Raw genomic sequence first — 24,185 nt, 5'->3', positions numbered from 1 at the left:
GGACTGTGAATTCAGAGGGGATTCTGTGCAAAGTGGGCGCGGGCCTGCTCGGCGTCGCGGGCGATCTGGGCGGTCAGGGCTTCAAGGGTGTCGTAGCGTTCTTCGTCGCGTTGTTTGGCGAGGAAGTTGACCTTGAGATGAGCGCCATAGCATTCGGTGTTCCAGTCGAAGAGATGCACTTCGAGGGTGGGCCGGCCGGCATCGTTGATGGTGGGGCGGACGCCCACACTGGCGACCCCCGGCCAGGGGCGGTCGGCCAGGCCTTCGACGCTCACGGTGTAGATGCCCATCAGCGGCGGGCTGCGGTGCTTGAGCTGGATGTTGGCGGTGGGAAAGCCGATGGTTCGGCCGATCTTGTCGCCATGCATGACGCGGCCGCTGATGCTGTATGGGCGGCCAAGCAGGCGGGCGGCGTGGGGCATGTCGCCGTCGGCGAGCGCTTCACGTATGGCGGAACTGGAGACGCGCTCCCCTTCATGGACCAGGGTATGCATGGCCTCGACGGTGAAGCCGGCCTGGCCTCCAGCTGCCTGGAGCATGGCGAAGTCGCCCTGGCGCCCCTTTCCGAAGCGGAAGTCGTCGCCGATCATCAGCTGCCGGGCACACAGGCCGCGGATCAGGATGTCTTCGATGAATTGCTCTGCAGTGAGGGCGGCGAAGCGGGTGTTGAAGCGGCCGATGTAGAGTCGATCAACCCCCTGGTCGGCGATACGCAGGATTTTCTCGCGCAGAGAAGTGAGGCGGATCGGCCGGTTTTCGTGGGAGAAATATTCGCGCGGGTGGGGCTCGAAGGTGAGCACGGCAGAGGGCATGCCGGTGGCCTGCGCCTTGGCCGTCAGCTTCGCGAGCAAGGTCTGATGGCCGCGATGCACGCCATCGAAGTTGCCGATGGTGAGCACGCAGCCGTGGTCGGAGCGCTCGGGAATTCCGCGGAAGACCTGCATGGAAGGAAACGGGGAAAAGGCGCGATTATAGCGGCAAGGCCTCGGGTGGGCGAAGCCGCACGGCTTCGCCGGCCCCGTACGCGGGCTTCAGGCGCCCTGGCCTGCCCGTTCCCGGTGGAAGCGGGCGACGTAATCGGTGAGGGTGCCCGATGCGATGGCGTCGCGCAGGTCGCGCATCAGTTGCTGGTAATAATGCAGGTTGTGGATGGTGGCCAGCCGTGCACCGAGGATCTCGTTGAGGCGGTTGAGGTGGTGCAGGTAGCCCCGGGAGAAATTGCGGCAGGTGTAGCAGTCGCAGGTGTCATCGAGGGGGCGCGTGTCCTTCTTGTAGCGGGCGTTGCGGATCTTGATGTCGCCATGGCGGGTGAACAGCCAGCCGTTGCGGGCGTTGCGGGTGGGCATCACGCAGTCGAACATGTCGATGCCGGCCTGCACGGAAAAGACGATGTCTTCGGGGGTGCCCACGCCCATCAGGTAGCGGGGCTTGTCCTTGGGCAGACGTGGCGCGGTGTGGTGGAGGATGCGCTGCATGTCGTCCTTGGGTTCGCCCACCGACAGGCCACCGATGGCGTAGCCGTGGAAGCCGACTTCCTCCAGGCCCGCGAGGGATTCGTCGCGCAGGTTTTCATACATGCCGCCCTGGACGATGCCGAACAGGGCGTTGTCGTTTTCCAGGCGGGTGAACTCGTCCTTGGAGCGCCGGGCCCAGCGCAGGGACAGGCGCATGGAGTCCGCCGCCTCGGTGACCGTGGCGGGGTAGGGCGTGCACTCGTCGAAGATCATCACCACGTCGGAGTTGAGCACCTTCTGGATGCGCATGGACTCTTCGGGGGTGAGGAAGAGCTTGTCACCATTGACCGGCGAGCTGAAGCGTACGCCTTCCTCGGTGATCTTGCGCAGCGCGCCCAGGGAGAACACCTGGAAGCCACCGGAGTCGGTGAGGATGGGGCCGTCCCAGGCCATGAACTGGTGCAGGCCGCCGAAAGCCTCGATGACTTCCAGCCCCGGGCGAAGCCACAGATGGAAGGTGTTGCCCAGGCAGATGTGGGCGCCAATGTCGCGCAGGTCCTGGGGTGAGATACCTTTGACCGTGCCGTAGGTGCCAACCGGCATGAAGGCCGGGGTTTCCACAGTGCCGTGGTTGAGCGTGAGGCGGCCGCGGCGGGCTGCGCCATCGGTGGCGAGAAGTTCGTATTTCATGGGGCGGTCCGGGTCAGAAACATCGCGTCGCCGTAGCTGAAAAAGCGGTAACGCTGTTCGATGGCGTGAGCATAGGCGCAGCGGATGGTGTCCATGCCGGCAAAGGCAGACACGAGCATCAGCAAGGTGGATTTCGGGAGGTGGAAGTTGGTGATGAGGCCATCAGCCACCTGGAAGTCGTAGCCGGGGAGAATGAATAGGTCGCTTTCTGCCTCGCCGGCCCGCAGGGAGCCGGAGCGGGCCGCTGACTCCAGGGCGCGCATGCTGGTGGTGCCCACGCAGATCACTCGGTGGCCGGCGGCCTTGGTGGCGGCAACGGCCTCGACGGTCGCTTCGGGCACGACGTAGGCCTCGGTGTGCATGCGATGCTCGGATAGGTCGTGGACGCGTACAGGCTGAAAAGTCCCGGCGCCCACGTTGAGAGTCACGAAAGCGCTGTTGACGCCTTGCCCGGCCAGGCGGCCGAGCAGGGATTCATCGAAATGCAGGCCTGCAGTAGGCGCGGCAACCGAACCCGGGCTGCGGGCATACACCGTCTGGTAGCGGGATTCGTCGGTGTTGCCGGCAGCACGCTCGATATATGGCGGCAAGGGCAGACGGCCATGGCGTTCGAGCAGGGCGACCAGATCGTCGGTCTCGGGAAAACGTAGGTGAAAGAACTCGCCGGCGCGGCCGAGCACCTCCACCTGAAGGGCATTCTCCAGGTGCAGGAGGCTGCCGGGCTTGGGCGACTTGCTGGCGCGGATCTGGGCCAGAGCTTCGTGCTGGGCCAGGGGGCGTTCGATCATTACTTCTACCTGACCACCTGTGTCCTTGGTGCCGAACAGGCGGGCATGCAGCACCCGGGTGTCGTTGAAGACAAGAAGGTCGCCAGGGTTGAGCAGGGTGGGCAGGTCGGCAAAGTGCAGGTCGGCCAGCTCGGGCTGTACCCGCAGCAGGCGGCTGTCGGTGCGGCGATCCAGCGGCGCCTGGGCGATCAGCTCCTCGGGGAGCACGTAATCAAAGTGGTCGAGATTCCAGGCCATGTGTTGATGATGTTGGATGTTTCGTAGATAATGCGCGGCTTCCCCTGCCGGGATGGCGGAATCGGTAGACGCAGCGGATTCAAAATCCGCCGCCGCAAGGTGTGTGGGTTCGAGTCCCACTCTCGGCACCAAAAGCCTCACGCTAGAAGGCTCCATTCTAGTGCAGTTTGGTCCAATGTCGCAATAAATCAGGCGCTTACGGCAAATCCGGCAAGCGCCTTTTTTCCATCTTCGTCTGGCCAATTCCGCTATTTCTGATACGCTGTGGACGAAATTTGGACACGGAGTGGACGGATGGCAAGCATCGAGAAGACCGCAGCGGGGACCTGGCGCGTGCGCGTGCGCAAGGCCGGCGTCACGAAGTCAGAGACCTTCAAGACCAAAGCCGAAGCTCAGGCCTGGGGCGCGGAGCAAGAGGCGGAGGCAGTCTCGGTGCGGCGTGGCAACCTGCCGAAGAAGACCCTGGGCGATGCCATTAAGCGTTACAAGGAAGAGGTCATCCCAGCGAAGAAGGGCGCCCGCTGGGAGCTGCTCCGGATTGGCCTACTTGAGCGGGAGTGGGCCCGGTCGGACAAGCTGCTGACCGACATCACAAGCGAGGACTTCGCAGCGTTGCGTGACAAGCGGCTGAAGAAAGTCGGCCCGGCCTCGGTCGTTCGTGAACTGACAATCCTGAAGTCGATGTTCGCAGTCGCTGTGGCTGAGTGGAAGTGGCTGCACATCACGCCGACGAAGGGCGTCAAGATGCCTCCAGAGCCGGAGCACCGGACTCGCCGGGTTCCGCCGGGGGACATCGAAGCCATCCTGGTGGCAGCGGGCTACGACGACAAGGCTCCCGTCCAGACATCGACGGATCAGACGATGGTCGCGTTCCTGCTCGCATGCGAGACGGCGATGAGATCAAGCGAGCTGCTGGCCATCACGCGCAAGCACTACGACCGCGAGAAGCAGGTGGTGTATGTGCCGCGATCGAAGAATGGGGCGGCCCGGGAGGTGCCTCTGACCGTGCGTGCGGTGGAGCTACTCGACAAATTGCCGGGGGAGGACCGGCTCTTCACGATCAGCGACCAAGTGCGGGACACCTTGTTTCGCAATGCGCGGGACAACGCCGGGGTCGAGGATCTGCACTTCCACGACACGCGCCGGGAGGGGACTAGCAGACTGGCCAAGAAGGTAGATGTGTTGACCTTGGCTCGGATCACCGGGCACAAGGATTTGAACATGCTGATGGTGTACTACCAGACAGACATGGCGGAGGTGGCCGCAGGACTCGGCTGATCAGCTCACGAAGGATTCGGCTGGCCCCTCGTACCCGGATAGGCTCTGGCGCCGGGGAACTCTTGATGATCCGGATGCCCTCCCACGTTCCTACCTCCATGGCGTAGCGCCGGTCGTCCCGGCTCAGGCCGTCGGCGGCCGGGAGGCTCACTTCTGCTTCTCCGCTCATTTCATCACCTCAAAAGTGGATGTGTTGGCCCGGTTAGGTCTCCACCGCGACGCGCAGCTGGGCAACAGAGACCAGGTCAGGGTCGAGCTCCATGCCGACGAACCTACGGCCGGTTCGAACGGCGGCTACTGCAGTAGACCCGGAGCCGACGGTGTTGTCCAGCACCAGGTCCCCTTCGTTGGAGTAGGTGCGAATCAGCCACTCGAGAAGGGAAACTGGCTTCTGGTGCTGGTGCACCTGCTGCTGGGCGGAGAAGTCGCGGGAGATGTTGAGAATCGACTTGGGGTATCGCGTGCCGTCGTTGACGATGCCCTCCGAGGCCGTGCCGGCAAATCCGTAGCCGTGCCGGTTGCAGCGGATCTGCTTCGGAGGCCGTCGGCTGTAGGGTTCGCCGGCCTCCATTTGCGGGTTGTAGGTTGTTTTGCCCGGGGCAAAGATGAGGATGTCCTCGTGCACTTTCATCGGCCGGAACTTGGCCAGACCCGGGCTGCCACACTTGTTCTTGTTCCAGACCAAAGCGTACTTGAACCACTTCAGGTTCGACATGATGAGTGCCGAGGTGAAAGGCTGGGAGCCGAACAGGACGACACACCCACCAGGGGCTAGAACCCGTCGGTACTCATCCCACAGCGTCGGGAAGGGGAGCACCTCGTCATGCTTGCAGTCCGTGGTTCCATAGGGCAAGTCGCAAAGCACGAGGTCAACGGATTTGTCCGCGACGCGAGGAAGCAATGCCAGGCAGTCTCCCTGCCAGATCTCACAATTCACTTCTGCTTCTCCGCCCACTTCATCACCTCACCAGAGACCCACCGCGGATGCCCGCCGGCCGGGCGCCGGGCGTCCGGAAAGCTCGGCGACGCCAGCACCTGGTGCAAGCGGCTTTTCTTCAGGCCAAGGTAGTGGCCGACTTGCTCGGCGGTCCACAGGCGCCGGTCCGCCGGGACGGAGAGCGCGCGCTCAACGGCCTCCGCGATCCGGGAGGCCAGCACGTCTTCTGCGACCAGATTTTGTTCCATCGTTCATCCATTCAGAGGGTGCCGCCCGCAGCTTTTCCAGAAGCCCCTTCTCTCCTTTCGAGCAGTAGGGTGCGGGCGGCAGGGGAGCATTGCTCACATTATCGGATTTGCTCGACCGAGTTCGAACCGCCGTACCGGCCCAGCTTGCGATAGGACTTGTCGGGTGCCACCGGATGCCCCGAGAGGAACACCAGCTGGCCGATAGGATCGCCCGGGCGGAGACGGATCCCGTGGTTCAAGCTCATGTTCTTGAACTCCAGGGTCAGCGCTCCGTGAAACCCGGGGTCTACCCATCCGGCGTCGAGGTGCTCCAGTGCGATGCGCCCCATGCTGGACTTGATGCGGAACAGGGCCGCCAGGTTGTCCGGGAAGGCGCAAATCTCGACGGTGTGGGCCAGGATGAACTGGCCCGGCAGGAGGACCAGCCCCTCGGTAGGGTCCAGGATCTTCTCGCACATGGCCATCTTGTCCCGGCGGCGGTAGTCGATGATCCACTCGTCAGGGTGCACGCTTTCGACCAGGACCTTGCTGCCCAGTCGGACATCCAGACTGGCAGTGTTGATGCAGCGGGGGTCGTAGTTGATCACCGCGCCGGCGTCGAGGATGGCTTCGATCTCGTGGTGGTTCAGGTAGGTCATGCCGATTCCTTCCGGAGGTGGAGCTCCAGCTCGGCCAGTACGTTCCAGGCCTCGTGCGCGAGATGGAGGAGCTGGGTATCCGGGTCGTGACTTTCCCGGGCGCGTTTGAGGCGGTGGCGCCCGGCCGCGGCCCGGTAGCGAATCTCGCCCCGGTCGACGGAGGCCCATCCGTTCTCGGTGTACTTCTTCGCACCATAGGTGCCAACTTCAGCCACGGCCCAGAGCGCCAAACTGAAGCCGTCCAGAATCAGATCGGGGCGCACCTTGCCTGCGTCGAGCTTGGCGCCAGGGGCGTGCGGGTCGAGCCCGTTAGGGTCGGTTTCCTGGTCCACTTCTTTCGGCCGCATCTTCGCGGCGACGGCGGCCATGCCTGGGTTGAAAGTGAGCTCCGTCTCCGGTGCCGGCCTCGAGCGTACCGGGGGACAGACGACATTCAGGCACCGTATGGCACTCGCACACTCGAGGCATGACGCGCTTTCAAGCCTGAGCTTCGCCCCGTCTCCGAAGCATAGAGGGTCAGGTATCTCCATCACTCCGCCTTCTCCTTGTAGCCGAACAGGTCCATCAGCGCTTTAACGGCAGCCTCAAAGGACACGATCTCGGCGCTCAGGTCGTGACGCAGACGATCCTGTTCCGTCTCGAAGTCGTGGGCGGCGGCCTTCTCGCCGGAGTCGATGCCCTTGAATCGAAAGTCGGAGGTCAGTCGGAAGTCGCAGGCGGTGTGGGACAGCTGCACCGCGGACACCTGGAAGCCTGCAGTGAGAGCCTCCTGGATGCCCTCCGAGGCAGCTTCCAGGTCGCTCGAGAGCTGGTATGCAACCTTCTGACCGCCGGGCCCCTCCAGCCACACCGACGAGAGCAGCTCGAAAGGTGCGAAGGCGGCTTCATCGCCGCGCAGGTAGCCGTCCAGCCGCGTGGTCAGCCCGCCTTTGAGCCCGTCGATGTGGATGGTGCGACTCTCGATGGCGCCGATGGCGCGCAGCAGGTACTTCGTGGCCCGGCTGGTCGCCTTCGCCGAGGTGGTGGGCACGATCAGGAGCTGGCTGTCGCGGCAATAGAAGAAGGGGGTGTAGCTCGTCCGGATCAAGGCGCGGGCGTAGAGATCCGCCAGCACAACCTCTTTGATCTCACTGCGGCGCTTGCGGCCCACGCGAAAGCCGAGCTCCTCCTCTTCAGTCTCGACGCGCTTCTGGACCTCGGCGAGGACGACGCCCCCGGGCACGACCTTTTCGTCGACACGCAGGCAGAACACGGTGGCGCCGAGGACAGAGGTGGCCAGCTCCCCTTCCGACAGGGTAGGCGTCGGCACGAAGCCGGCGGTGTAGATGTCGCGCGCGTCCGGGTCGTGGAAAGGCACCTCTTTCAGGTGGTCTTCCAAGGCGGCCAGCGGGGGCAAGGCGAGGCGGAATACGGTGGCACTGCGAAGAGGTTTCATCAATCTTCCTTTGCGTAGCGAGGGGCAGAGAACCCTGCAGCAGCCAGCGGTAGGCCGGACGCCCAGGGTGGGTTTGTGGCGAGGATCCGAACCATCGGCCCCTCGTCCAGGGATTCAGGGGCTTCGGCGACGACCTCGTCATGCACAGTGAGCACGATGTCGTAGCCGGCCCGTTCAATAGGGGGCATGGCGTAGGCCAGGACGTCCCGCGCCAGGGTCTGGCAGATGTTCCCGGTGAGCTTGCCGCCGTGGGTGTAGCAGCGCGTCCAGACTCGGGCGCCGCCGGACCCTTCGTCCGACGCCATGCCCCAGTAGAAGAGGCTCCCGTCCTCGGTGAGGCCGGGGTCGAAATAGCAGAGGCGGCTGCCCGATGGGAGAAGGATCTGCAGCCACCGGTGCCCTTCGTGCGCCGTGCAGGTCACGGTCAGTCGGGTGACGGTGTGCACGGAGCCCGGCAGCTTGATGGCAGCCTTGGCGGCTTTCTCAATGGCGTACCAGAAGGAGACCGTGGCGGGGTGCTTGGCGCGCCAGGCGAGCTTGCAGGCCTCCGAAGCCAGCCACTCGACTTCGGAGATTTCCAGGTCTTGGAGTTGTTGCCGAGCCCACGGCTTCGCAAGGTTGTGCCGGGCCTTTGTGATGATCTCGGGCGGTACAGACTTCTGGATGGTGTCCCAGTGGTCCGCCATCTTCACTCCGTAGACCCGGGCAAAGTTCTGGTACCCAGCCACGCCCCCTTGGTAGCCGCTGGCCAGGTCGGGCACTTTGCCGAATACGTTGCGGACCTTCTTCGGTACGTTCCACGGGTCCACGCCGATGATCATGTTGGCGGTGACGTTGTAGAGGTCCGGGCCCGTGCCAGTGTCGTAGGCCCGGAAAGCGAGCAGCTTCCACTCTTCGCCGGCGACCCACGAGAGCATCCGACCTTCGATGTTCGAGAGGTCGGCGGCGCAGATGTGCCGGCCGGGCGGTGCCGTCACGACCCCGCGCAGTGCGGCGGAGCCGAAGCGCATCAGGTCGGAGAACAGCCAGGTGTGCAGACCCAGCTTGACGGCCTGGATGTAGATGTCGACCAGGGTCGCCTTGGGGAGCCCACGACTCGGCAAGTTCTGAGGCTGAAAAAGGCGCCCTCCCCACCGGCGGGTGCGGCCTGCAGCGGAGTACTGGATCGTTCCGCGGACTCGGCCGTCCGCCGCGATGGCGACTTGCACCCGTGCATACTTGGAGGTGGAGGTCTTGTTCGAGGCGATAGCGATGTCGAGGAGTTCGGCCAGCGGGCTGCCATCCGGGGCTTTGCCCCGCGCCGAGCGGAGTGTCTCGGCCTGGGTGTTCTCCAGCACCAGACCGTGCTCGGCCGCGAGGAATGCCTTGAACTGCTCCCGCTGTGTGGGCTTCTCGACCCGCCCATGGGTGAGGACCCGGAACCGGGTGGCCAGGACTTCCTTCTCTTCGTCGACAGCACGTACCGCGGCATCGACAAGTGCCTTGTCCGCGTAGAAGCCGCGGTCGTTGATACGTTGGTCGAGGCGCCACAGGGCGACCTCTTGCGGGTGCCAGTTCCACGCGGGGGTCCGCTTCTGGCAGGCCCTCATGGCGACCACGTCTACCTCGGCATAGCGCTTGAACCGGGCCCAGTGCTCCGGGTGGCTGTGATGGTCGTACCGGCGGGCCTTGTGGCTCATCGGGGCGGGCTTGCAGAACCGCTGGATCAGCTTCGACCCCTCGGCGATCTTTGCCTCGTCTTCGCCCAGGCCCAGTACTCGACCCAGGGTGTCCAGGTCAGGGGGCAGCGCGTGCGCCAGCGCCAGGGCCATGGTGCACACCCACCGGTCTGGATTGACTAGGGCGAGGCGCTGCTCGCGCGTGATCAACCCCATGCGCTCCAGGCACCGGGGAATTACGTTGCGGTCGAAGGCTGCGTTGTGTGCCGCCTTGATGATGGAGCCATCCAGGTAGGCCGCAAGCAGGGCCGGAGGCATGGGCTCGCCCTCGGCCGGTACCCACAGCTGCACCGGCCCGTCGCCCAGCGCCCAGGACACCATCAGGAGCTCGGTGCTGGGGTGGTTCGCGTAGATGTAGGTCCCGACTGCCTTCAGGTCCAGTTCGCTGAACGTTTCCGCGTCGTTCCAGAGGATCACAGGCTGGCCCTCTGGAGCTGGTCCAGCAGGCTCAGCGGCACCGTGCTGGTGCCGAATGTGGAGCTCTTCGGGCCTACGCGGGCGGCTTCACGGCCCTTGAGTGCGGCTTTCGCCTTGGCGGCTGACAGCTCCAGGCGCTGGATCTGGTGCTCCTGCCGGGCGCGCAAGTCCAGGATGTGGTCTTGCAGTTCAGCGATGCGATTACGAACGTCCAGGATCAGCGCCTGGTAGTGCTTCGCCTCGGTGTCGCGTAGCTTGGATAGCGTTTTGTCGATCTCGGCCGGCGAGGAGCCCCAGTTACGTGAAGCGCGACTTGCACGTTTCGAGATGACGGGGCTTGTCGGGGGCGGGCGAGGGGCATCTTCCCCGGGGCCGGGCCGGTAGATAGCGACAGTGCGGCCGAAGGGGCTGACGCCCCACCCTGCGATGTAGAGAAACCCGGCGCCGTGCAGGTAGGTCAGGGCGCTCCATACCTGCTGGGTGGGTACGTCCAGGCCTTTCTCCACGTCCCGGATGGACGCCGCGCCGCGCTCGGTAACGAAGGCGAGCGTTCTGCTGCGGACCGACTCAGGCTTCAGGGTTCCCTTCACTGACAAAGCGCTCTCCTTGATCAACTGGGCTGCCGGCTCGGGAGAGTCGGCACTCGAGTTGTCCCCGGCACTTTCTGACGCCCCGGGGCGGCTCCAATCAGGGGAGCATTGCTCCCCTTGAAACTAAAACTTGAATCAGCCGAAGGCGCTCGAGACCTCCTCATCGTCGAAGGCATCAGCACGGAAGCCGCCGGCGGCCAGGGCTTCACCCACTTCGAAGAGCTGAATGCCGGAGAAGGAGAAGGCGACGCCCTTGTTGGTGCCGACGTCGAAGCCGTAGGCCCGCAACTGCACCCGCACCCAGTCGCCGGCCTTGATTTCCGTCTCGGTCAGGTTCTTGAAGCCGTTAGTGAATGCGTCCTTCTCGTTGCCGATGATGGTCGGCTTCATGCGCGTCGTAGCGTTGAGGAACCAGGAGCCGACCAGCTCAGGCTTGCGGCCTTTGGACGGGTCCAGCGGGTCCAGCAGCGTGGACTTGTCGGTGTCACCATCCCGGAAGCCGTCGGCGAAGCCCGGGGGCACCTTGCCCTGGCCGAAGAAGTCGAGCGCTGCGGCCTTGATGATCTCCTGGATAGCGGCGACGGTTGCCGTTTCGGACTTGGGGATGATCAAGGCCATCGAGTACTGCAGGACCGGGCTGCCGGTGTCGTCAGTGACCGTGTTGCCCTTCTGGTCCTTCTTCGCCTGGGGTTTGAAAATGTGGGGGAAGGAGAGGCGCACGCGGCCGGTGCGGATCTCGACGTTGGACAGCTTCTTCACGGTGTTGGGCAGGGTGCTCATAGCTCAATGGCTCCTATGTCAATCATCAAAGGCGGCGAGCACCTGGCTGGTGCTTCGCCATTCCGGCCGCGGATCCTCCGCCGGTACGAGGGTGGGCTTCGGGTCGCCCTTCACGGTGAGCTCGAAGACGCGGTGCTTCTTGCCCAGTTTCTTCTCAAGGTCGGTGATGCCGACCAGCTTCTTGTTCCAGATCTCGTCGTCGTTGAGACCTTCCTCCTTCAGCACCGCCGCCGCGGCTGTCATGTCGGACCACTGGCGGTACGCCCGGCCGGCCACCAGCTTGTGACCCGGCACTTGGATGCCCTGGTTCACTGCGGCGTCGTATGCGAAGAACTGCAGCTTCTTCGCCCACTCCTCGACCAGCTTCAGGTGCGGCAGCAGCTCGCCGATCTCCTGCATGGAGAGGAGGGCGGGGGCCGGCGTGTCCTTGAACAGGGTCATGGCAACCCGTGCGCGCTCCGGACAGCGGGCGGCCGCCTTGCAGAACTTGCAGTGGTCACCCGCCACCAGGCGACTCGATCCGGCGAAGGCCTCTTCCGCAATGGGGCGGATGGTCTCCAACCAGCCCAGGAGCTCCCGCGTGTCGATGGTCCACTCGACGAGGTTGTCTCGGCGAGGCTGGCAGATCGACAGCACCACCTCGTCGATGTCCACGATCCCGTCGAAATAGTCGAGGGTGCCGGCGCCGTAGAGCATGAGCTGGCTGTTCCACTCCGGCGAGACCAGCACGCCTTCCCCGCCTTTGAGGTCAACCATCACTGCGCGGCGGCGGCGAGGGAACACCAGGATGCAGTCGCCGGTGCCGAAGCCTTGCGGGACCCAGCGGCGAAACTTCAGCCGGCGTTCCACGATCACGACGGGTTGCTCCCCTTCGCCGTAGCGTGCGATCAGCTCGGTCACATAGTCCCGATATGTCGCGACAGCGGCGAAGTGCTCCGCGTCAAATTTGGGGACCTCCGTGACCTCACCGGTCTCGGGGTTCACCTGTTTGACGCGCTGCTGGAAGTCCTGCTTTTCGCCCAGGAACCGGGCCCGCAGCGCCATCTCGCCCAGCTCATGGCAGACCGTCCCCCACTCCGCGAACTCGGACGTGGTGTCCGGAAGGTCCCGGCAGAGCTGGATCGACCCGGGGCAGTGGATCCACCGGTCCGAGCCCGACGCCGACAGAATGGCGTGGGCACGGGCCGCGTGGTCCACCGGCGCGGCCGGCAGCTCCTGGGTGTGGTGGTCGCTCATGTCAGCTGAGAGCGTTCGCAGTGCTGATCTCGGCATCCAAGGCCTGGATGTCGGCCCAGAATGCGGCCCGCTTCTCGTCGGACATGGTCGAGATGTTGGACGTGCCCTGCTTCTTGATGAGCTCGATCACGCGCACGGGAGTGACCCGGGCCGCCAGGGCGGTTGCGAAGGACTGGACTTCTTCGACGGAGGGGACGCCGGCGGCAGGTTGAGCGGCGGCAGGTTGAGCGGCGGCAGGTTCAGACGCCGCCGGAACCGTACCCTGCTCGGTGTTGACAGGGGTCTCCGGTACCGGCGTCTCCGGCTGCGGGGCTGCGACATCCTCGGCTTTCTTGCGGCCACGGGCCTTGGGGGCCTCTGCAACCTCGGCAGGGGAGTTGATCAGCGCGCGTTCCAGCAGAGCGCTCAGGAGCTCGTTCTGCTTTTCGAGAGCGGTGGCGATGCGATCAAAGGTGGATTCGATGGTCATGGTGTCCTCGGGATTAGATGCGGTTGTGGGTGACGGCGTCCGCACGGACGACGTGCAGAATCACCGGAGTAGCGGTCCGGTGGTGGGGGTGCAGATAGGGGTCGTAGAAGGGGTGTAGGACCCAAGAGGTGCCAAGGAATTCCTTGGCGCGGGCGAGCTTGTCGGCCATGGTGGTTCTCCGCTGTCAATGTCAAATGTCGATGTCAAAGGGAGCAATGCTCCCCTGTCACTTCGGAAAAAGCCGCCGGGCAAGAGCCGGCGCGCTCGTTCTTTCTTGTGACGGGGTGAGTATCGCTCACCTTTTGAGCCGGGCGCAAGGCCCTTTTGCAGAAATAATTTAAAGAATTTGAGTGAGGTATTCCGCTGCGCTGGAGACAGATTGCACTTCCAAGAAAGTGAGTTTCAGGCTGTCAGCCAGGCTGTGAGCCAGCGGGGAGATCCGATCGACATCCGTTAGATACGAATTGAATTTCGCAGGCCACCCTTCCGCTCGCGGTTTCCAGATCAAAATCACTTTGCGCTCGAACTGCCGGTCGATTGCTACCTCGAACGCCAGGAGGGCGCTGGCCGCAGCGGCCACGCGTGCCAGGTCGGGCCTTGGAACAGCAATGAAGGTCGCAATCGTCCGGCTCGATACTACGCTGGGAATTATCGGCGCCATCCAGGAAGGGCCTTGTGGATCCCATATCTCGCCGTCCCAGAGGTCTTCTCTTCGCTCCCGAACCTGTAAACACGCGGCACTCCAGAAGTCCCGGATGTGGGTGCGCAAGGTCTGGGTGGTAGGGGCTGCTGCGTCTTGCTGCTCGTTGGCGACTTCGGGCCAGGCACTCGAAATGTCTACGTCGTCCGACAAGAGCCACCACAGAGGCGTCCTGGTCATCCGCCCAAACTCTTCTAGTCGATCGATGTCCGGTCGGGTTCTCCGGCCAGGGTCCTTTGACTCCCACTGGGTAACCGCAGTGCGATCCACCTCGAACCGGATAGCCACGTCTATTTGACGCAGCCCGGCACGCTTACGCGCAGCCCGGATCCGTTGGTATAGCTCGCTTTTCTTGATCACGGATTCCTCCTTATTGCTGGCCGGGAACTTGCCACATGCAGGCTTTAAAGACTATGTGAGCGTTGCTCCCCTAAAGCACAGCCTGTACGATGTGAGCGTTACTCACATACAGGAACTCTGATGGACCTCTCTGAACTCCGAAATCTCATCAAAGCACTCGGCGGCCCGGCCGCGGTGGGTGCCCGGTGCGACGTGTCGTCCTCGGCCGTTTCGCACTGGACCCTTGTCCCCAAGGAGCACTGCCCGGTGCTCGAGGCGATGGCTCGGGAACTTCGAGTGGTTCGCGAGGATGGGAGTCCTTACACCTGCGAAGTTCTGCGACCTGATCTGGCCGACCGCTTCGCCCTGATCCGCGGCGTGCCTGCCGTTAATACTGTGGTCCCCCGAGGCTGATAGTGCCTGAAAAGGATTTGCACCCCGTTTCAGGAGACCTCGTCCTGGCCGCCGTGCGGAGCTACGGGCAGCAGAAGCGCCTGGCGTCCGATCTGGGCCTGTCCGACGTGGAGCTGTCTCGCCTCCTCAACGACCAGCTGCCTCGGGTCTGCGCCTTGCTCGCGCGCCTCGACCTAGAAGTCGTCCCTGCCGGCCACGTCACCGACCTGCGTCGGGTCCTGAAGGCTGTGCTGTAGCCCTCCCAGGCCGAGCGGGTTGCCGCTTCGAGCTCGTCCTGCCAATGCGAAGCGGTGCAATGTGGAGAGAACCATGATCTTGAACTCGGGGCAGCGAGAGGCCCTCGACACGATTCTTGAGGGCTGGGGGCGGAAGGACCGCGAGATCCGGCTGGCGGGCCCGGCCGGTACCGGCAAGACCACCTTGATACGCGCGCTCTGCAACCGCCTGGACGGGCAGAGCTACGAAGTCGTCACGCCGACGAACAAGGCGGCGTCGGTCCTGACCAAGAAGGGCGTGCCCGCGGCCACGCTCTACGCGAAGTTCTTCACCTCAAGCCAGGAGCTGAATCCCCTGCCGACGGAAGCGGAGATTGCTGCTCGTAAGGCGGCGGGGCGTACGCAAGACGAAATTGATACGTGGATTCGGCGCGCCAAGGAGGATCGCAAAAAGCTGGTATTCCACCCGAACGATGAGCTGGCTGGCGAGCTCTCCTCCGGCAAGGTCCGCTGGGCGGACACGATCATCCTGGATGAGGCATCGATGGTGCAGGCCTGGGTGCTCAAGCACCTGCGCCGGATGTGCACCACGCTGATCCTCGTCGGAGACCAGCACCAGCTGCCTCCGGTGAATGACAAGGTGCAGCCGGACGGCTATTTCGTGACCCGCAACGCGACGGTGGAGCTCTCGGAGGTCATGCGCCAGGCCGGGGGTTCGCCGATTCTGGAGCTGGCCTCTGAGATCCGAGAGGGCCGCTTTCCGGAAGGGCTGGTGCGCGCCCTCGGCCCTCGGGACACGTTCCAGGCGTGGATTCGCGGTCGCCCGGATCGCAAGATCATCGCCTTCACCAACGCCCACCGGCGGACGATCAATGCCGAGGTGCGCCGGATCAACGGGCTGCCGGGGGTCGTCCCCCGCATTGGGGAAGCCCTGATCTGCAACAGCAACGTCGACGCGACCCTGCTCAATGGCACCGAGGTCCGGGTGCTGGGCTTCAATTGGCAGTGGGAAGCGAACGAGAAAACCAAGGAGGTGCTCGGTGCCCCGACGGCCGAGCTAATCTATTCGACCGAGAGCGGCGACATGGGCACGGTGCAGGTGCACATGGGCAAGTTCATCGAGGACCTCGACCCCAGCATGTACGCGGGCTGGAGCCTCGACAAGACGGTGGCCGTTTCCAGGGACACCGATGAGGGCGTTTCGTTCTCCTACGGCTACTGCATCACGGCTCACAAGGCGCAGGGCTCCGAGTGGGACGAGGTGTGTGTCATCGACGAGCGGTTTGTCCTGGGCAAGGTGGATCCGACCGGGACGTCAGCTCGCCGCTGGATATACACCGCCATCACCCGGGCTGCGAAGCACCTTGTTTTCGCAGACTTTCGCTGGATTAAACCGTCCGCAAACCGGAGAGCTGCGTGAGCACGTTGCGCTACCCTGAAGTTCCACGTTTCGGCACCGCAGGGCCTGCGCTCCTGCAGGCCGGCTTCCAGCCCATCCCCACGTATGGCAAGCGCCCCGTGACCAAGAAGTGGGAAGAGGCCCCGATGCACCCGGACCAGATTGCGTTCTGGGCCAACGAATTCAGCACCCACAACACCGGTCTGCGGACGGAAGACCTGGTGGCCGTCGACCTGGACATCTACTACCCGGAGGCGGCCGATGCGGTTGAGGCGGCCTTCGTGGCGCGGTTTGGCCCCGGCCTGAAGCGCATTGGGGAGGTGCCGAAACGGCTGCTGCTTTACGGCGCCAAGACGCCAGGCCTCAAGATCACCAGTCCGATCTACCGGACGATGGATGGATTTGAGCACCGGGTGGAAGTGCTCGGCATCGGCCAGCAGTTTGTCGCCTACGGCATCCACCCGGATACCCTGCGCCCGTACCAGTGGGAAGGCCCCGGGCCTCTCGATATTGAGCGGTGGCAGCTGCGGGTGCTGGACCGGGACGAGGTGGCGCAATGGGTGTTCCAGGATTTGGATGCCATCCTGTGTGTCAGGGGCTTCTCTCCGAAGCAATCCGGATCGTCCGAGACCCACACCGGCGTGCCCCTCGACCCGGACGACCCCTTCGACCGCATCAAGCAGCGCCATGACGACGTGTCCCTGGTGGATCTGGCCTGGATGCTGGACCACCTGGAGGAGTCGTTCTGCGACGACCGGGACACCTGGCGCGACGCGATCTTCGCGGTGCACCACCAGTTCCAGGGTACCGAACACGAAGAGGCCGCGTTCGACCTGATCGATACCTGGTCTCAGAAGTCGGTCAAGTACACCGCCGGCTGCACGCAGGCGATCTGGAACAAGGCCAAAGAGCAGCGCCTGGGCCTGGTCACGGTGGGTAGCATCAAGACCTGGCTGGGGGACGCCTGGAAGGGCTACAAGCGCACGGCAACTTCGGCAGACGCTGTGGCCCAGGTGCTGACGTGGGCCGATCGGATCCGGTCGGCGGATGAGACCACGCTGCTCGGCGGCCTGGCGGCGGAGATCCGATCGGCCAAGCTCACGGACATCGACCGCTCCGCCCTGGTCAAGCACTACCAGAACCGGCTAAAGGAGCTGAAGGGCGTGCTGATCCCGCTGCCCGAGGTGCGCCGCGCCTTGGCGCCGGTGCGGCCGGAAGAGACGGACGCGCTCATGCCTCCGGTGGACGATCCGTTCTTCCTCGGGCCTGACTGGGCGAAGGAGTGGTTCTGGATCACGTCCATGGATGGATTCATGCACCGCCGTACGAAGCAGGTCCTCTCTGTGCTGTCGTTCAACACCACGTACCGATGGGACCGGGGGAACCTCCTGGTCCAGGAAGCAGACGAGAAAATCCTTTACTCCCCTTATGACCGCATGACGTCCCACTGGCGAGTGCCAATCCTTGACCGGCTGGCGTTCCACCCCCTGTTTGGGGAGACCTTCGAGCTAGGCGGTTTGAAAATGGCGAACACCTATCGGCCTGAGCTCCGCGTGCTGCCGGACCGAGGCTATACCGATGCGGGGCTGCAGTTGATCGGCGCCCTCGAGCGGCACCTGTCCCTGCTCATCCCGGACCTGCGCGAGCGGAAGCTGTTCCAGGCCTGGCTGGCCTTCAACTACATGAACCCGGGTGTGAAGATCCGGTGGGCACCCCTGATCAAGGGGGCGGAAGGGGACGGGAAGTCCATCTTCGGTGAGCTGCTGCAGATCCTGCTGGGGCAGCCTCACGTCAGGACCATGTCCGCCGACACGATCCAGACATCCCCGTTCTCCGGCTGGTCCACCGGCCAGTGCGTCGTTGTGCTGGAGGAGGTCCGCTTCCAGGGGCACAACCGCTACGACGTGGTGAACAAGCTGAAGCCCTACATCTCGAACAACAGCGTGGAGCTGCACGCCAAGGGCAAGGACCCCCTCAACGCGCTGAACGTGTCGAACTACTTGCTCTTCACGAACCACGATGACGGCATGCCTATGACCGAGGGCGATCGGCGGTACTTCGTGCTGCGTTCGCCGTTCAAGTCCTACGCGGCCATGGATGCGTTCAGCACGGCGGTTTTCAATGTCTCCCGGAATGCCCACTTCGACGAGATCTTCGGACTGGGGCGGGCGCACCCGGGGCAGATCGCCCTCTGGCTATCCCAGACACCGATCCCGCTGGAGTTCAACCCGAACGGGGAGGCTCCGCAGACTACGGCTCGGGACCTGATGATCCAGGGCACGAAGTCGGATCTCGCGTTCCTGATCGCCGACATTCTCGCCACTGGCGCCCCTGGGGTCAGCAAGAACGTGGTGATGGTCGAATACCTGCGAGCCGAGGTGCAAAAAGCCGGTTATCAAGGCGAGCTGCGATCCGGCAGCCTGCGCCCGTACTTGCACCAGGCCGGCTTTGTGCCGCTGGCGGAACCGATCCGCTGGCAGTCGGGCCCCGGGGTGACGCGCAGCCGTGCCTGGGTCCGTGAGTCCCTGGGGCTGAAGCCGTCACCTGGGTGGATCAAGCGGGACCTGGACCTAACCGTGGCGCTGGCCACTGCCAACGCCTTTGCGGACTGATCATGGCCTGGGACTGGGATTACAAGGAAGTCGAAGCGGACCTGGAGACCCGCTTCGTGCGGGTCGTCGAGGCGTACGGGTGGGTCGCTCGCAAGCTCCGGTACGACGGCCGCAACGGAGCTGCCGACAGGATCTGCTACGGACCGGGCGGTCGGTTCGCGCTGGCGGAGCTCAAGAACGGCGGCTCCGGCCGCCTGAGCAAGCCGCAGCGGGATGAGATTGCAGAGATGGCCAAGCTGGGCATCAAGGTCTGGGTGATCAAAACGAACCTGGACATCGAAGCCTTCGCCGCCGAGGTGCTGAAGCGATGAGCCAGCCTGTGTTCGCAGGGCGCCCCTATCAGCGGCGGATGACCGAGGCTTGCATCCACGGTGATGTGCTTCTTGCGGCCCCTCCCGGCCTCGGGAAGACGGCGTCCGTGCTGGAGGCCCTCGACAGTCTGATCTTCGACTACGTGGCCGCCAGGCAGGTCCTGGTGGTGGCGCCGAAGATCGTGGCCTACGACACCTGGCCGAATGAGATCCGTAAGTGGGCCAACTTCCAGAGGCTGACGTACCGGGTCTGGGAAGCGGAGGACTTCGGCTTCCAGGTGCAGGAGGTCGAGGTGGCCGGCGTCGTCACCGGCCAGAAGATGCGCCCGTCTGATCGCGAGGGGTTGCGTGCACGCATCCTGGCCGACCGCAGCAAGATCCACCTTGTGAGCCACGACAACTTCTTCCACCTGGCTGTGGCCCTGGGGAAGGACCACTGGTGCTACGACATTCTGGTGGTGGACGAGTCGGGCGGGTTCGCCGTCCAGGGCAGCCACCGGTACGAAGCAGCCAAGGCGGCGGTGCTTCACGTCAAGCGCCGGATCCTGATGAACGGCACGCCTGTCGGCAACAAGCTGGAGAAGCTGTGGGGGCAGATGTGCCTGGTCGACGGCGGCGAGGCCCTCGGCACGACCCTGGCCGGCTTTCGGCTGCGCTGGATGAAGCCCGAGAAGGTGGATCGGAAGACCCGGAAGGTCCACTCCTGGCTGCCGGAGGAGGGGGCTGTCGATCAGATCGTGGCCGCCAGCCGCGGGCGCCTGGTGACGCTGCTGGAGAAGGACTGGCTGACCCTGCCGCCGATGGTCGTCAAAGAGGTGGGCGTCGAGATCCCGATGGATCAATACCGGAAGATGGCCCGGGAGCTCTACCTGGAGCTGGCGCCGGATGCTGCAGCCCTGGCGGTCAACGCCGGCGTGCTCTACAACAAGCTGTCGCAGCTCGCCTGCGGAATCGTGTTCGACCAGGCCGGTGCCTGGCATGAGATCCACCGGGTCAAGATCGAGGCGCTGCTCGAGATTGTCGAGGAGCACGACGGGCCGCTGCTGATCTGGACCAGCTTTGCGCCGGACATGGATCGGATACAGGCGGTGCTGCCTGGTGCGGTCCGGGCCGACAAGGTGAAGGACCTGGAGCGCCGGTGGAATGCAGGGGAGTTCCGGTATCTGCTGGCCCATCCGAAGTCACTGGCCTACGGTGCGAACCTGCAGGACTGCCCAGGTTCGGGGATGTGCTGGTTCGGCGTGACGGGTAATGCGGAGTTCTGGAATCAGGGGATAAAGAGGCTTCACCGAAGCGGGCGGAAGGAGCCCGTGGTGAATTACGCGATTGTCGCGCGGGGGACCGTCGAGGAGCGGATGCTGGCACTGCGGGCCCAGCGGACCGCCCTCGAGGAAGATGTGATGGATGCGTTGGCCTTTCGGCCGGGTTAATGGGGTGTGTGCCCGCTGCTCGCGGAGAAGGGCGCCAGCTTGGCTACCAGGGCAGCGCAGGCCAAGTCGACGGAGTAGGGGATTTTCGTGATGCTGTGCTCGTAGTTGTAGACGGTGCGCTCCGTGATCTTGAGGGCCAGAGCCGCGGCGGCCGGGGAGAGATCCATCTGGATGCGCCACCGGATGAGGTCTTCAGGGTTCATAGGCTGGGGTCCAAAAATAGTAGTCGTTTCCGATATTCTCCTCGCAAAAGCCGGTTAGGTGCCTTTTTCAGCATCCTTGATCTTTACAAGGGAGGGGTTTGCGGCGGCCATGGCAGCGTGAAGCTCTTGCCAGGCCCGGGCCCGCATCGCGTGCTGCGCGTGGGTGAGGCTCTTTTGCACCCACGCAGACGGACTCTTGCATTCCTGCTCCGCCGCAATCACCCCTGTGACGGCTTCCCCCAGTCGCGCACTCACCTGTGCAGCATCGGCCAGCTTGGCTGCCAACACATCCCGCTCCGCTGTGAGTCTCCGAATCTCGATCTCAAATGCCGTTGCTTCACAATGCCGGGCGCAGGGCGCTGGGTGCATGCCCACCGCCTGTGCGGCGCGGTGGATGTTGTCTTCGCCGTTGATACGGTCGTTGTCTTCTCCAGACGCTTCGCTGTCGGGAGCGAAGACCTGCCCGCAGGAAGCGCAGTAGACGAGGCCTTCCATACGGTGCTCGCATGCCGTTTTGCAGGAACAGGCGGGACAGACCGCTTCAACCACTGGCTCTGCGGCTTGAGGGAGCACCCTGCAGATTGCCTCCCGCGGAGTCGCCCCTGTTGCCGCGACGTCATCGACTTCGCTGATCCGACGGGCAGACCAGTACGTGCCCGCGCCGTGTGGCTGAGTTACGAGGATCTTTATGCGCACCGGATACCCAAGATCGGTCTCGGCTTGCGGGGCTTCAGCTTCGGCGATGGCAGCGCGGGCTCCGGAGTAGTCCGCTTCACAGATAGCACCGGGGTAGTCCGCGAAGCGCTTCAACGCCCTCAGCAGCTGCACGTTCACCGGATGCTGGCTGGGACGCGTTTTCGTATCGCCCCAGACGATTGCCTTGTGAATGCGATTGACGGTGCCTTCCGGCAGTCCGGTGTTCAAGAGGAAGGTCCGCACGTCTTCGTGGTCCTCCGAAGCGCCTTCACCTTCCAAGAGGCCCTTGATCTGCTCGTTGACCAGCCAGAGAGGGTGCTCATCGTCAAGGGTGTCCGTCTGGACGGCGAGTGGGCTCTCGTAGCTCATCGCGGAATCCCCTTGCACTGGCCCGGCGGTGCGACACACAGCTGAAAGTCAAGCAGGTCCTGCTTGCCCAGGACGTAGAGAACAACAGTCGCCACGGAGACGGCCACCGCGGCGATGGTGAGTCCTGCCAGGATGGCAGTAAGGCCCGCGGCCAAGGCCTGGGCGATGCCGAACAACAAGTCGGCGATGAAGCGGAGGGTGTTCCTCATTGGGTGCTCCTGGTGATAGGTAGGGCGCTTGCAGCCGCGCGAAGGGCATCGGCAGCCTCGGGGGAGTAGCCCCAGCACTTCGGGGCGATGTAGGCCATGTCGACAGGGGTGCCGGCGGTGATGTAGTTGGCCATCCGCTCAACCAGGCGCCACAGCGTGCCCCCGTGGGTGAAGCCCCTGATGCGAGATCCGGCGCACTTGTGGGTGTAGATCCTGGCGCCGGAGTACTCATCGTTGAACCAGACCCGGCCGTTTCCGGCCACTTCGAAGAAGGCGTAGCGGCGGGTGCCTTCCGAGAAGAAGAACTGGCGCCCCTGCTGCCCGATCAGCACGATCAGCTGGTTCGCCTCCTCGGCCCGTTGCCGGCGGGGGTGGAGGCGATCCGGGTTAAGCGCAGGCATCCGGAGCCCCGAATGTGACCCGGTCGCCTGAGATCTGGACCGTTTGCGTCTTGAAGCCTGCCGCGTTGAGGTGGCCTCCGCCGCCCATCTGGACCGCGATGGCCGAGACGTCCACGTCGCCGATGGATCGCAGCGAGACGCAGACGGTGCCGTCCTTGTCGACGAACCAGGTGACGCCGATCCCACCGGCCAGCAGCGCCAGCGCATTGCCGACATCGCTGGCAAACTGGCCCGGGCAGTTGACGGCGAAGCCGGCCCAGTCGCCCAGCTTGGTCGTGTGTCGGTTCGCCACCAGGTCGGCCACTTGCCGGTCATAGAGGCGATTCATGCTCCTGCCGGTGTCTGCAATCTCGACCCAGCACTGCTCCGCGCAGTCGAAGTTCTCGAAGGTGTAGGGTTCGCTGCGCAGGCCGGTGTTGAAGTCCCGCGTCGCCGGGTAGGCGGCACCCCCTGGCTTCCAGAGACGCCCCAGGTCCCGATCTTCGATCAGGCGGAGGAAGAACGGCACGCTCAGACCCCCGTGGAGCAGCACGTCGACGCCGGCCCCATGGTCGACGTGTCGGTACACCTCCCCGGGATCCCGTTCGATGGCTTCGAAGGCCGTCTTGTGGTGGTCCCGCCAGTACAAGGCGGACGAGGTCAGGATGAGGTGCTCCATCACGGCCCTGGGGAAGCTGAAGTCGAAAATGTAGATGTCCCGCCCGGCCACTTCCGTGGGGAACGTGAGCTCCCCGCCAAAGCCGGACAGGCTCACGCGGGGGTCCTTGTACTCCATCGGGAGATACTCGGCGCCGTCAGCACCGAACCGGCGGTAGGCGGCCCAGGCGGCGCCGAATCCATCGGCACAGTGGGCGTGGTAGATGATCAGAGGCTTCAAGGCAGGGTGCTCCTTCGAAAGCGCAGGACGAACGCTTGCGCGTCCTGCAGGGTGGGATATGCGCCCGACAGCTCGACAAGGCACCGGCAGTCATCGGCGGTTACCGGGCTTGCAAGGGTTTTGGGGAGGGTGCTGAGGCTGGCGATCCAGCGGGATGCCGGAGGCCCTGGGTGCTCGACGCCCAGGTGGTCCCGCCAGGTGATGACTTGGCCGCCTTTTGTTACGGAGACCACCTGGGCGAATCGGATCTCTATCCCTTGCCTCGGCATCGCAAACTCGAGGGCCGTCCGGTTCGTCGTGGCGAGGGGGATGGCGTAGGCCATGACGTCGCCGGGGTAGGCGACGTCATGGACGTCCAGGCAGCATTCCTCGGTCACGACGCCCCCACGAACAGCAGCGTTGCGAGCATGGCGGCCCATGTCGCCGTGCCGATGGCTGCATCGATGACATCACGGTGCTCGGTGTAGACGCGCACCAGCCAGGGGGTGGGCCGGTCAGGCATGGCGGAGCTCCTCGGTCTGGTCTTCGTCCACCCAGACGCCGTTATGCAGTGCGTCATGGGCCAGCGGGCTGTTCGGGCTCAGCAGGTTGATCACTCCGATCACCCGGCACCTGCCCGGGCTATCGCCGGTCCGGACGCGGTGCCCTTTGGGGATGCGCAGCCCTGACGGGTGCTGGATCTCCTCCTTCGTCACCCTGATCGGGCTGCTGTGGGGTCGGCGGATCATGAGATGACCTCCTGCAAGACTCCGCCTTTCACGCAGTACAGGACACCCGGCTTGATGCCGTTCTCGCCGGGGATGCCGACTGCGATGCGGACCTGTTCGCCGTCCAGCCACGCCAAGGCAAACGCACCTCCAGGGCCGGCACTGGCTTGTCCGTTAAAGCCAGAGACCACCGAGACGGAACGCTCACCCGAGGCGGCGAGCTGGCTGCCGTCACCCGAGGCGGCGAGCCGGCTGCCGTAGCCCGAGGCGGCGAGCTGGCTGCCGTCACCCGAGGCGGCGAGCCGGCTGCCGTAGCCCGAGGCGGCGAGCTGGCTGCCGTCACCCGAGGCGGCGAGCCGGCTGCCGTAGCCCGAGGCGGCGAGCTGGC

Annotated in this window: 31 protein-coding genes and 1 tRNA gene; 8 read left to right on the top strand and 24 right to left on the bottom strand. The window is 64.4% G+C overall.

The genetic code is table 11. From position 1 onward, the window contains the following. Positions 1 to 11: 11 nt before the first annotated feature. From PHI64_RS12950 to queA, 3 genes are all read right to left on the bottom strand, one after another. Positions 12 to 944: a bifunctional riboflavin kinase/FAD synthetase gene (locus PHI64_RS12950; RefSeq protein WP_299883402.1), complete on the bottom strand. Its 933-nt coding sequence runs from the start codon at positions 942 to 944 to the stop codon at positions 12 to 14. An 87-nt stretch (positions 945 to 1,031) separates the two neighbouring features. After that, positions 1,032 to 2,144: a tRNA guanosine(34) transglycosylase Tgt gene (tgt, locus tag PHI64_RS12945; RefSeq protein ID WP_299883400.1), complete on the bottom strand. Its 1,113-nt coding sequence runs from the start codon at positions 2,142 to 2,144 to the stop codon at positions 1,032 to 1,034. Continuing rightward, positions 2,141 to 3,169: a tRNA preQ1(34) S-adenosylmethionine ribosyltransferase-isomerase QueA gene (gene queA / locus PHI64_RS12940; protein ID WP_299883398.1), complete on the bottom strand. Its 1,029-nt coding sequence runs from the start codon at positions 3,167 to 3,169 to the stop codon at positions 2,141 to 2,143. The genes tgt and queA overlap by 4 nt, the downstream gene beginning before the upstream one ends. Positions 3,170 to 3,215: 46 nt before the next feature. Here queA and PHI64_RS12935 point away from each other — a divergent pair. Together PHI64_RS12935 and PHI64_RS12930 are read left to right on the top strand one after the other, a co-directional pair. Beyond that, a tRNA-Leu gene (locus tag PHI64_RS12935) sits at positions 3,216 to 3,300 on the top strand. Positions 3,301 to 3,463: 163 nt separating this feature from the next. Continuing rightward, positions 3,464 to 4,447 (top strand): site-specific integrase, encoded by a 984-nt coding sequence (locus PHI64_RS12930; protein WP_299883396.1) that lies wholly within the window; start codon positions 3,464 to 3,466, stop codon positions 4,445 to 4,447. Between the two features lie 202 nt (positions 4,448 to 4,649). Here the strand turns inward: PHI64_RS12930 and PHI64_RS12925 are convergent, their stop codons facing one another. The 12 genes from PHI64_RS12925 to PHI64_RS12870 form a co-directional block, all read right to left on the bottom strand. Next, on the bottom strand, positions 4,650 to 5,312 hold the full coding sequence (locus PHI64_RS12925) for a site-specific DNA-methyltransferase (protein WP_299883394.1): 663 nt from the start codon (positions 5,310 to 5,312) through the stop codon (positions 4,650 to 4,652). A 68-nt stretch (positions 5,313 to 5,380) separates the two neighbouring features. Then, complete coding sequence (locus PHI64_RS12920) at positions 5,381 to 5,632, bottom strand: hypothetical protein (protein ID WP_299883392.1); 252 nt, start codon at positions 5,630 to 5,632, stop codon at positions 5,381 to 5,383. A gap of 98 nt (positions 5,633 to 5,730) precedes the next feature. Beyond that, a complete protein-coding gene (gene dcd / locus PHI64_RS12915) occupies positions 5,731 to 6,270 on the bottom strand; it encodes a dCTP deaminase (protein ID WP_299883390.1) in 540 nt (179 codons plus the stop codon). Continuing rightward, positions 6,267 to 6,617 carry a dATP/dGTP diphosphohydrolase domain-containing protein gene (locus PHI64_RS12910; protein WP_299883388.1) on the bottom strand — a complete coding sequence of 117 codons (351 nt, stop codon included), beginning with the start codon at positions 6,615 to 6,617 and terminating at the stop codon, positions 6,267 to 6,269. Before PHI64_RS12910 ends, dcd begins: the two co-directional genes overlap by 4 nt. Before the next feature lie 182 nt (positions 6,618 to 6,799). Further along, the gene (gene rdgC, locus PHI64_RS12905) at positions 6,800 to 7,705 is read right to left on the bottom strand and encodes a recombination-associated protein RdgC (protein WP_299883385.1); all 906 of its coding nucleotides are present in this window, start codon (positions 7,703 to 7,705) and stop codon (positions 6,800 to 6,802) included. Next, complete coding sequence (locus PHI64_RS12900; protein ID WP_299883382.1) at positions 7,705 to 9,840, bottom strand: hypothetical protein; 2,136 nt, start codon at positions 9,838 to 9,840, stop codon at positions 7,705 to 7,707. The genes rdgC and PHI64_RS12900 overlap by 1 nt, the downstream gene beginning before the upstream one ends. Further along, the gene (locus tag PHI64_RS12895; RefSeq protein WP_299883379.1) at positions 9,837 to 10,430 is read right to left on the bottom strand and encodes a hypothetical protein; all 594 of its coding nucleotides are present in this window, start codon (positions 10,428 to 10,430) and stop codon (positions 9,837 to 9,839) included. Before PHI64_RS12895 ends, PHI64_RS12900 begins: the two co-directional genes overlap by 4 nt. Before the next feature lie 135 nt (positions 10,431 to 10,565). Beyond that, positions 10,566 to 11,210 carry an ssDNA-binding protein gene (locus PHI64_RS12890; protein WP_299883376.1) on the bottom strand — a complete coding sequence of 215 codons (645 nt, stop codon included), beginning with the start codon at positions 11,208 to 11,210 and terminating at the stop codon, positions 10,566 to 10,568. A gap of 18 nt (positions 11,211 to 11,228) precedes the next feature. Further along, the gene (locus tag PHI64_RS12885) at positions 11,229 to 12,446 is read right to left on the bottom strand and encodes a DUF2800 domain-containing protein (RefSeq protein WP_299883373.1); all 1,218 of its coding nucleotides are present in this window, start codon (positions 12,444 to 12,446) and stop codon (positions 11,229 to 11,231) included. A gap of 1 nt (position 12,447) precedes the next feature. Continuing rightward, positions 12,448 to 12,915 carry a hypothetical protein gene (locus PHI64_RS12880; RefSeq protein WP_299883370.1) on the bottom strand — a complete coding sequence of 156 codons (468 nt, stop codon included), beginning with the start codon at positions 12,913 to 12,915 and terminating at the stop codon, positions 12,448 to 12,450. A gap of 13 nt (positions 12,916 to 12,928) precedes the next feature. After that, entirely contained in the window at positions 12,929 to 13,084 is a 156-nt protein-coding gene (locus tag PHI64_RS12875; RefSeq protein WP_299883367.1) for a hypothetical protein, read from the bottom strand. Between the two features lie 168 nt (positions 13,085 to 13,252). Further along, positions 13,253 to 13,975 (bottom strand): helix-turn-helix domain-containing protein, encoded by a 723-nt coding sequence (locus PHI64_RS12870; protein ID WP_299883364.1) that lies wholly within the window; start codon positions 13,973 to 13,975, stop codon positions 13,253 to 13,255. A 120-nt stretch (positions 13,976 to 14,095) separates the two neighbouring features. Between PHI64_RS12870 and PHI64_RS12865 the strand changes: the two genes are divergently transcribed. From PHI64_RS12865 to PHI64_RS12840, 6 genes are all read left to right on the top strand, one after another. Then, the gene (locus tag PHI64_RS12865; protein WP_299883361.1) at positions 14,096 to 14,368 is read left to right on the top strand and encodes a hypothetical protein; all 273 of its coding nucleotides are present in this window, start codon (positions 14,096 to 14,098) and stop codon (positions 14,366 to 14,368) included. 17 nt (positions 14,369 to 14,385) lie between these two features. Beyond that, entirely contained in the window at positions 14,386 to 14,604 is a 219-nt protein-coding gene (locus tag PHI64_RS12860; protein ID WP_299883358.1) for a hypothetical protein, read from the top strand. A gap of 73 nt (positions 14,605 to 14,677) precedes the next feature. Next, positions 14,678 to 16,003 carry an AAA family ATPase gene (locus PHI64_RS12855; protein WP_299883355.1) on the top strand — a complete coding sequence of 442 codons (1,326 nt, stop codon included), beginning with the start codon at positions 14,678 to 14,680 and terminating at the stop codon, positions 16,001 to 16,003. Further along, complete coding sequence (locus tag PHI64_RS12850; protein ID WP_299883352.1) at positions 16,000 to 18,594, top strand: DUF5906 domain-containing protein; 2,595 nt, start codon at positions 16,000 to 16,002, stop codon at positions 18,592 to 18,594. Before PHI64_RS12855 ends, PHI64_RS12850 begins: the two co-directional genes overlap by 4 nt. 2 nt (positions 18,595 to 18,596) lie before the next feature. Continuing rightward, complete coding sequence (locus tag PHI64_RS12845; protein ID WP_299883349.1) at positions 18,597 to 18,905, top strand: hypothetical protein; 309 nt, start codon at positions 18,597 to 18,599, stop codon at positions 18,903 to 18,905. Further along, complete coding sequence (locus PHI64_RS12840) at positions 18,902 to 20,335, top strand: SNF2-related protein (RefSeq protein ID WP_299883346.1); 1,434 nt, start codon at positions 18,902 to 18,904, stop codon at positions 20,333 to 20,335. The genes PHI64_RS12845 and PHI64_RS12840 overlap by 4 nt, the downstream gene beginning before the upstream one ends. On the opposite strand, the gene PHI64_RS12835 is transcribed toward PHI64_RS12840, so the two are convergent. From PHI64_RS12835 to PHI64_RS12795, 9 genes are all read right to left on the bottom strand, one after another. Then, a complete protein-coding gene (locus tag PHI64_RS12835; protein WP_299883343.1) occupies positions 20,332 to 20,538 on the bottom strand; it encodes a hypothetical protein in 207 nt (68 codons plus the stop codon). The two genes, PHI64_RS12840 and PHI64_RS12835, sit on opposite strands and share 4 nt — an antisense overlap. Positions 20,539 to 20,592: 54 nt before the next feature. After that, positions 20,593 to 21,603, bottom strand: coding sequence for a hypothetical protein (locus tag PHI64_RS12830; protein WP_299883340.1), 1,011 nt, complete (start codon positions 21,601 to 21,603; stop codon positions 20,593 to 20,595). Next, entirely contained in the window at positions 21,600 to 21,812 is a 213-nt protein-coding gene (locus PHI64_RS12825) for a hypothetical protein (protein ID WP_299883337.1), read from the bottom strand. Before PHI64_RS12825 ends, PHI64_RS12830 begins: the two co-directional genes overlap by 4 nt. Continuing rightward, the gene (locus tag PHI64_RS12820) at positions 21,809 to 22,213 is read right to left on the bottom strand and encodes a hypothetical protein (RefSeq protein WP_299883334.1); all 405 of its coding nucleotides are present in this window, start codon (positions 22,211 to 22,213) and stop codon (positions 21,809 to 21,811) included. The genes PHI64_RS12825 and PHI64_RS12820 overlap by 4 nt, the downstream gene beginning before the upstream one ends. Next, positions 22,200 to 23,090: a DHHA1 domain-containing protein gene (locus PHI64_RS12815; protein WP_299883332.1), complete on the bottom strand. Its 891-nt coding sequence runs from the start codon at positions 23,088 to 23,090 to the stop codon at positions 22,200 to 22,202. The genes PHI64_RS12820 and PHI64_RS12815 overlap by 14 nt, the downstream gene beginning before the upstream one ends. Further along, a complete protein-coding gene (locus PHI64_RS12810; protein WP_299883329.1) occupies positions 23,087 to 23,413 on the bottom strand; it encodes a hypothetical protein in 327 nt (108 codons plus the stop codon). The genes PHI64_RS12815 and PHI64_RS12810 overlap by 4 nt, the downstream gene beginning before the upstream one ends. A 50-nt stretch (positions 23,414 to 23,463) precedes the next feature. Then, complete coding sequence (locus tag PHI64_RS12805; protein ID WP_299883326.1) at positions 23,464 to 23,592, bottom strand: hypothetical protein; 129 nt, start codon at positions 23,590 to 23,592, stop codon at positions 23,464 to 23,466. Continuing rightward, positions 23,585 to 23,818 carry a hypothetical protein gene (locus tag PHI64_RS12800; protein ID WP_299883323.1) on the bottom strand — a complete coding sequence of 78 codons (234 nt, stop codon included), beginning with the start codon at positions 23,816 to 23,818 and terminating at the stop codon, positions 23,585 to 23,587. Before PHI64_RS12800 ends, PHI64_RS12805 begins: the two co-directional genes overlap by 8 nt. After that, a partial coding sequence (locus tag PHI64_RS12795; protein WP_299883320.1) for a hypothetical protein occupies positions 23,815 to 24,185 on the bottom strand: 371 nt, incomplete at its 5' end. The genes PHI64_RS12800 and PHI64_RS12795, both read right to left, overlap by 4 nt.

It is taken from the genome of Zoogloea sp. (assembly GCF_028689785.1).
In the GTDB taxonomy this organism is placed as follows: domain Bacteria; phylum Pseudomonadota; class Gammaproteobacteria; order Burkholderiales; family Rhodocyclaceae; genus Zoogloea.
Note: the sequence above shows the minus strand (reverse complement) of the source record. Positions and strands in the feature narration are given on the sequence as shown.

Excerpts from the sequence above, each read along its gene's own strand:
- PHI64_RS12950 (WP_299883402.1), bottom strand. The coding sequence starts at position 944 with ATGCAGGTCTTCCGCGGAATTCCCGAGCGCTCCGACCACGGCTGCGTG.
- tgt (WP_299883400.1), bottom strand. The coding sequence starts at position 2,144 with ATGAAATACGAACTTCTCGCCACCGATGGCGCAGCCCGCCGCGGCCGC.
- queA (WP_299883398.1), bottom strand. The coding sequence starts at position 3,169 with ATGGCCTGGAATCTCGACCACTTTGATTACGTGCTCCCCGAGGAGCTG.
- PHI64_RS12930 (WP_299883396.1), top strand. The coding sequence starts at position 3,464 with ATGGCAAGCATCGAGAAGACCGCAGCGGGGACCTGGCGCGTGCGCGTG.
- PHI64_RS12920 (WP_299883392.1), bottom strand. The coding sequence starts at position 5,632 with ATGGAACAAAATCTGGTCGCAGAAGACGTGCTGGCCTCCCGGATCGCG.
- dcd (WP_299883390.1), bottom strand. The coding sequence starts at position 6,270 with ATGACCTACCTGAACCACCACGAGATCGAAGCCATCCTCGACGCCGGC.
- PHI64_RS12910 (WP_299883388.1), bottom strand. The coding sequence starts at position 6,617 with ATGCGGCCGAAAGAAGTGGACCAGGAAACCGACCCTAACGGGCTCGAC.
- rdgC (WP_299883385.1), bottom strand. The coding sequence starts at position 7,705 with ATGAAACCTCTTCGCAGTGCCACCGTATTCCGCCTCGCCTTGCCCCCG.
- PHI64_RS12890 (WP_299883376.1), bottom strand. The coding sequence starts at position 11,210 with ATGAGCACCCTGCCCAACACCGTGAAGAAGCTGTCCAACGTCGAGATC.
- PHI64_RS12885 (WP_299883373.1), bottom strand. The coding sequence starts at position 12,446 with ATGAGCGACCACCACACCCAGGAGCTGCCGGCCGCGCCGGTGGACCAC.
- PHI64_RS12880 (WP_299883370.1), bottom strand. The coding sequence starts at position 12,915 with ATGACCATCGAATCCACCTTTGATCGCATCGCCACCGCTCTCGAAAAG.
- PHI64_RS12875 (WP_299883367.1), bottom strand. The coding sequence starts at position 13,084 with ATGGCCGACAAGCTCGCCCGCGCCAAGGAATTCCTTGGCACCTCTTGG.
- PHI64_RS12865 (WP_299883361.1), top strand. The coding sequence starts at position 14,096 with ATGGACCTCTCTGAACTCCGAAATCTCATCAAAGCACTCGGCGGCCCG.
- PHI64_RS12855 (WP_299883355.1), top strand. The coding sequence starts at position 14,678 with ATGATCTTGAACTCGGGGCAGCGAGAGGCCCTCGACACGATTCTTGAG.
- PHI64_RS12845 (WP_299883349.1), top strand. The coding sequence starts at position 18,597 with ATGGCCTGGGACTGGGATTACAAGGAAGTCGAAGCGGACCTGGAGACC.
- PHI64_RS12840 (WP_299883346.1), top strand. The coding sequence starts at position 18,902 with ATGAGCCAGCCTGTGTTCGCAGGGCGCCCCTATCAGCGGCGGATGACC.
- PHI64_RS12835 (WP_299883343.1), bottom strand. The coding sequence starts at position 20,538 with ATGAACCCTGAAGACCTCATCCGGTGGCGCATCCAGATGGATCTCTCC.
- PHI64_RS12830 (WP_299883340.1), bottom strand. The coding sequence starts at position 21,603 with ATGAGCTACGAGAGCCCACTCGCCGTCCAGACGGACACCCTTGACGAT.
- PHI64_RS12825 (WP_299883337.1), bottom strand. The coding sequence starts at position 21,812 with ATGAGGAACACCCTCCGCTTCATCGCCGACTTGTTGTTCGGCATCGCC.
- PHI64_RS12820 (WP_299883334.1), bottom strand. The coding sequence starts at position 22,213 with ATGCCTGCGCTTAACCCGGATCGCCTCCACCCCCGCCGGCAACGGGCC.
- PHI64_RS12810 (WP_299883329.1), bottom strand. The coding sequence starts at position 23,413 with ATGGCCTACGCCATCCCCCTCGCCACGACGAACCGGACGGCCCTCGAG.
- PHI64_RS12805 (WP_299883326.1), bottom strand. The coding sequence starts at position 23,592 with ATGCCTGACCGGCCCACCCCCTGGCTGGTGCGCGTCTACACCGAGCAC.
- PHI64_RS12800 (WP_299883323.1), bottom strand. The coding sequence starts at position 23,818 with ATGATCCGCCGACCCCACAGCAGCCCGATCAGGGTGACGAAGGAGGAG.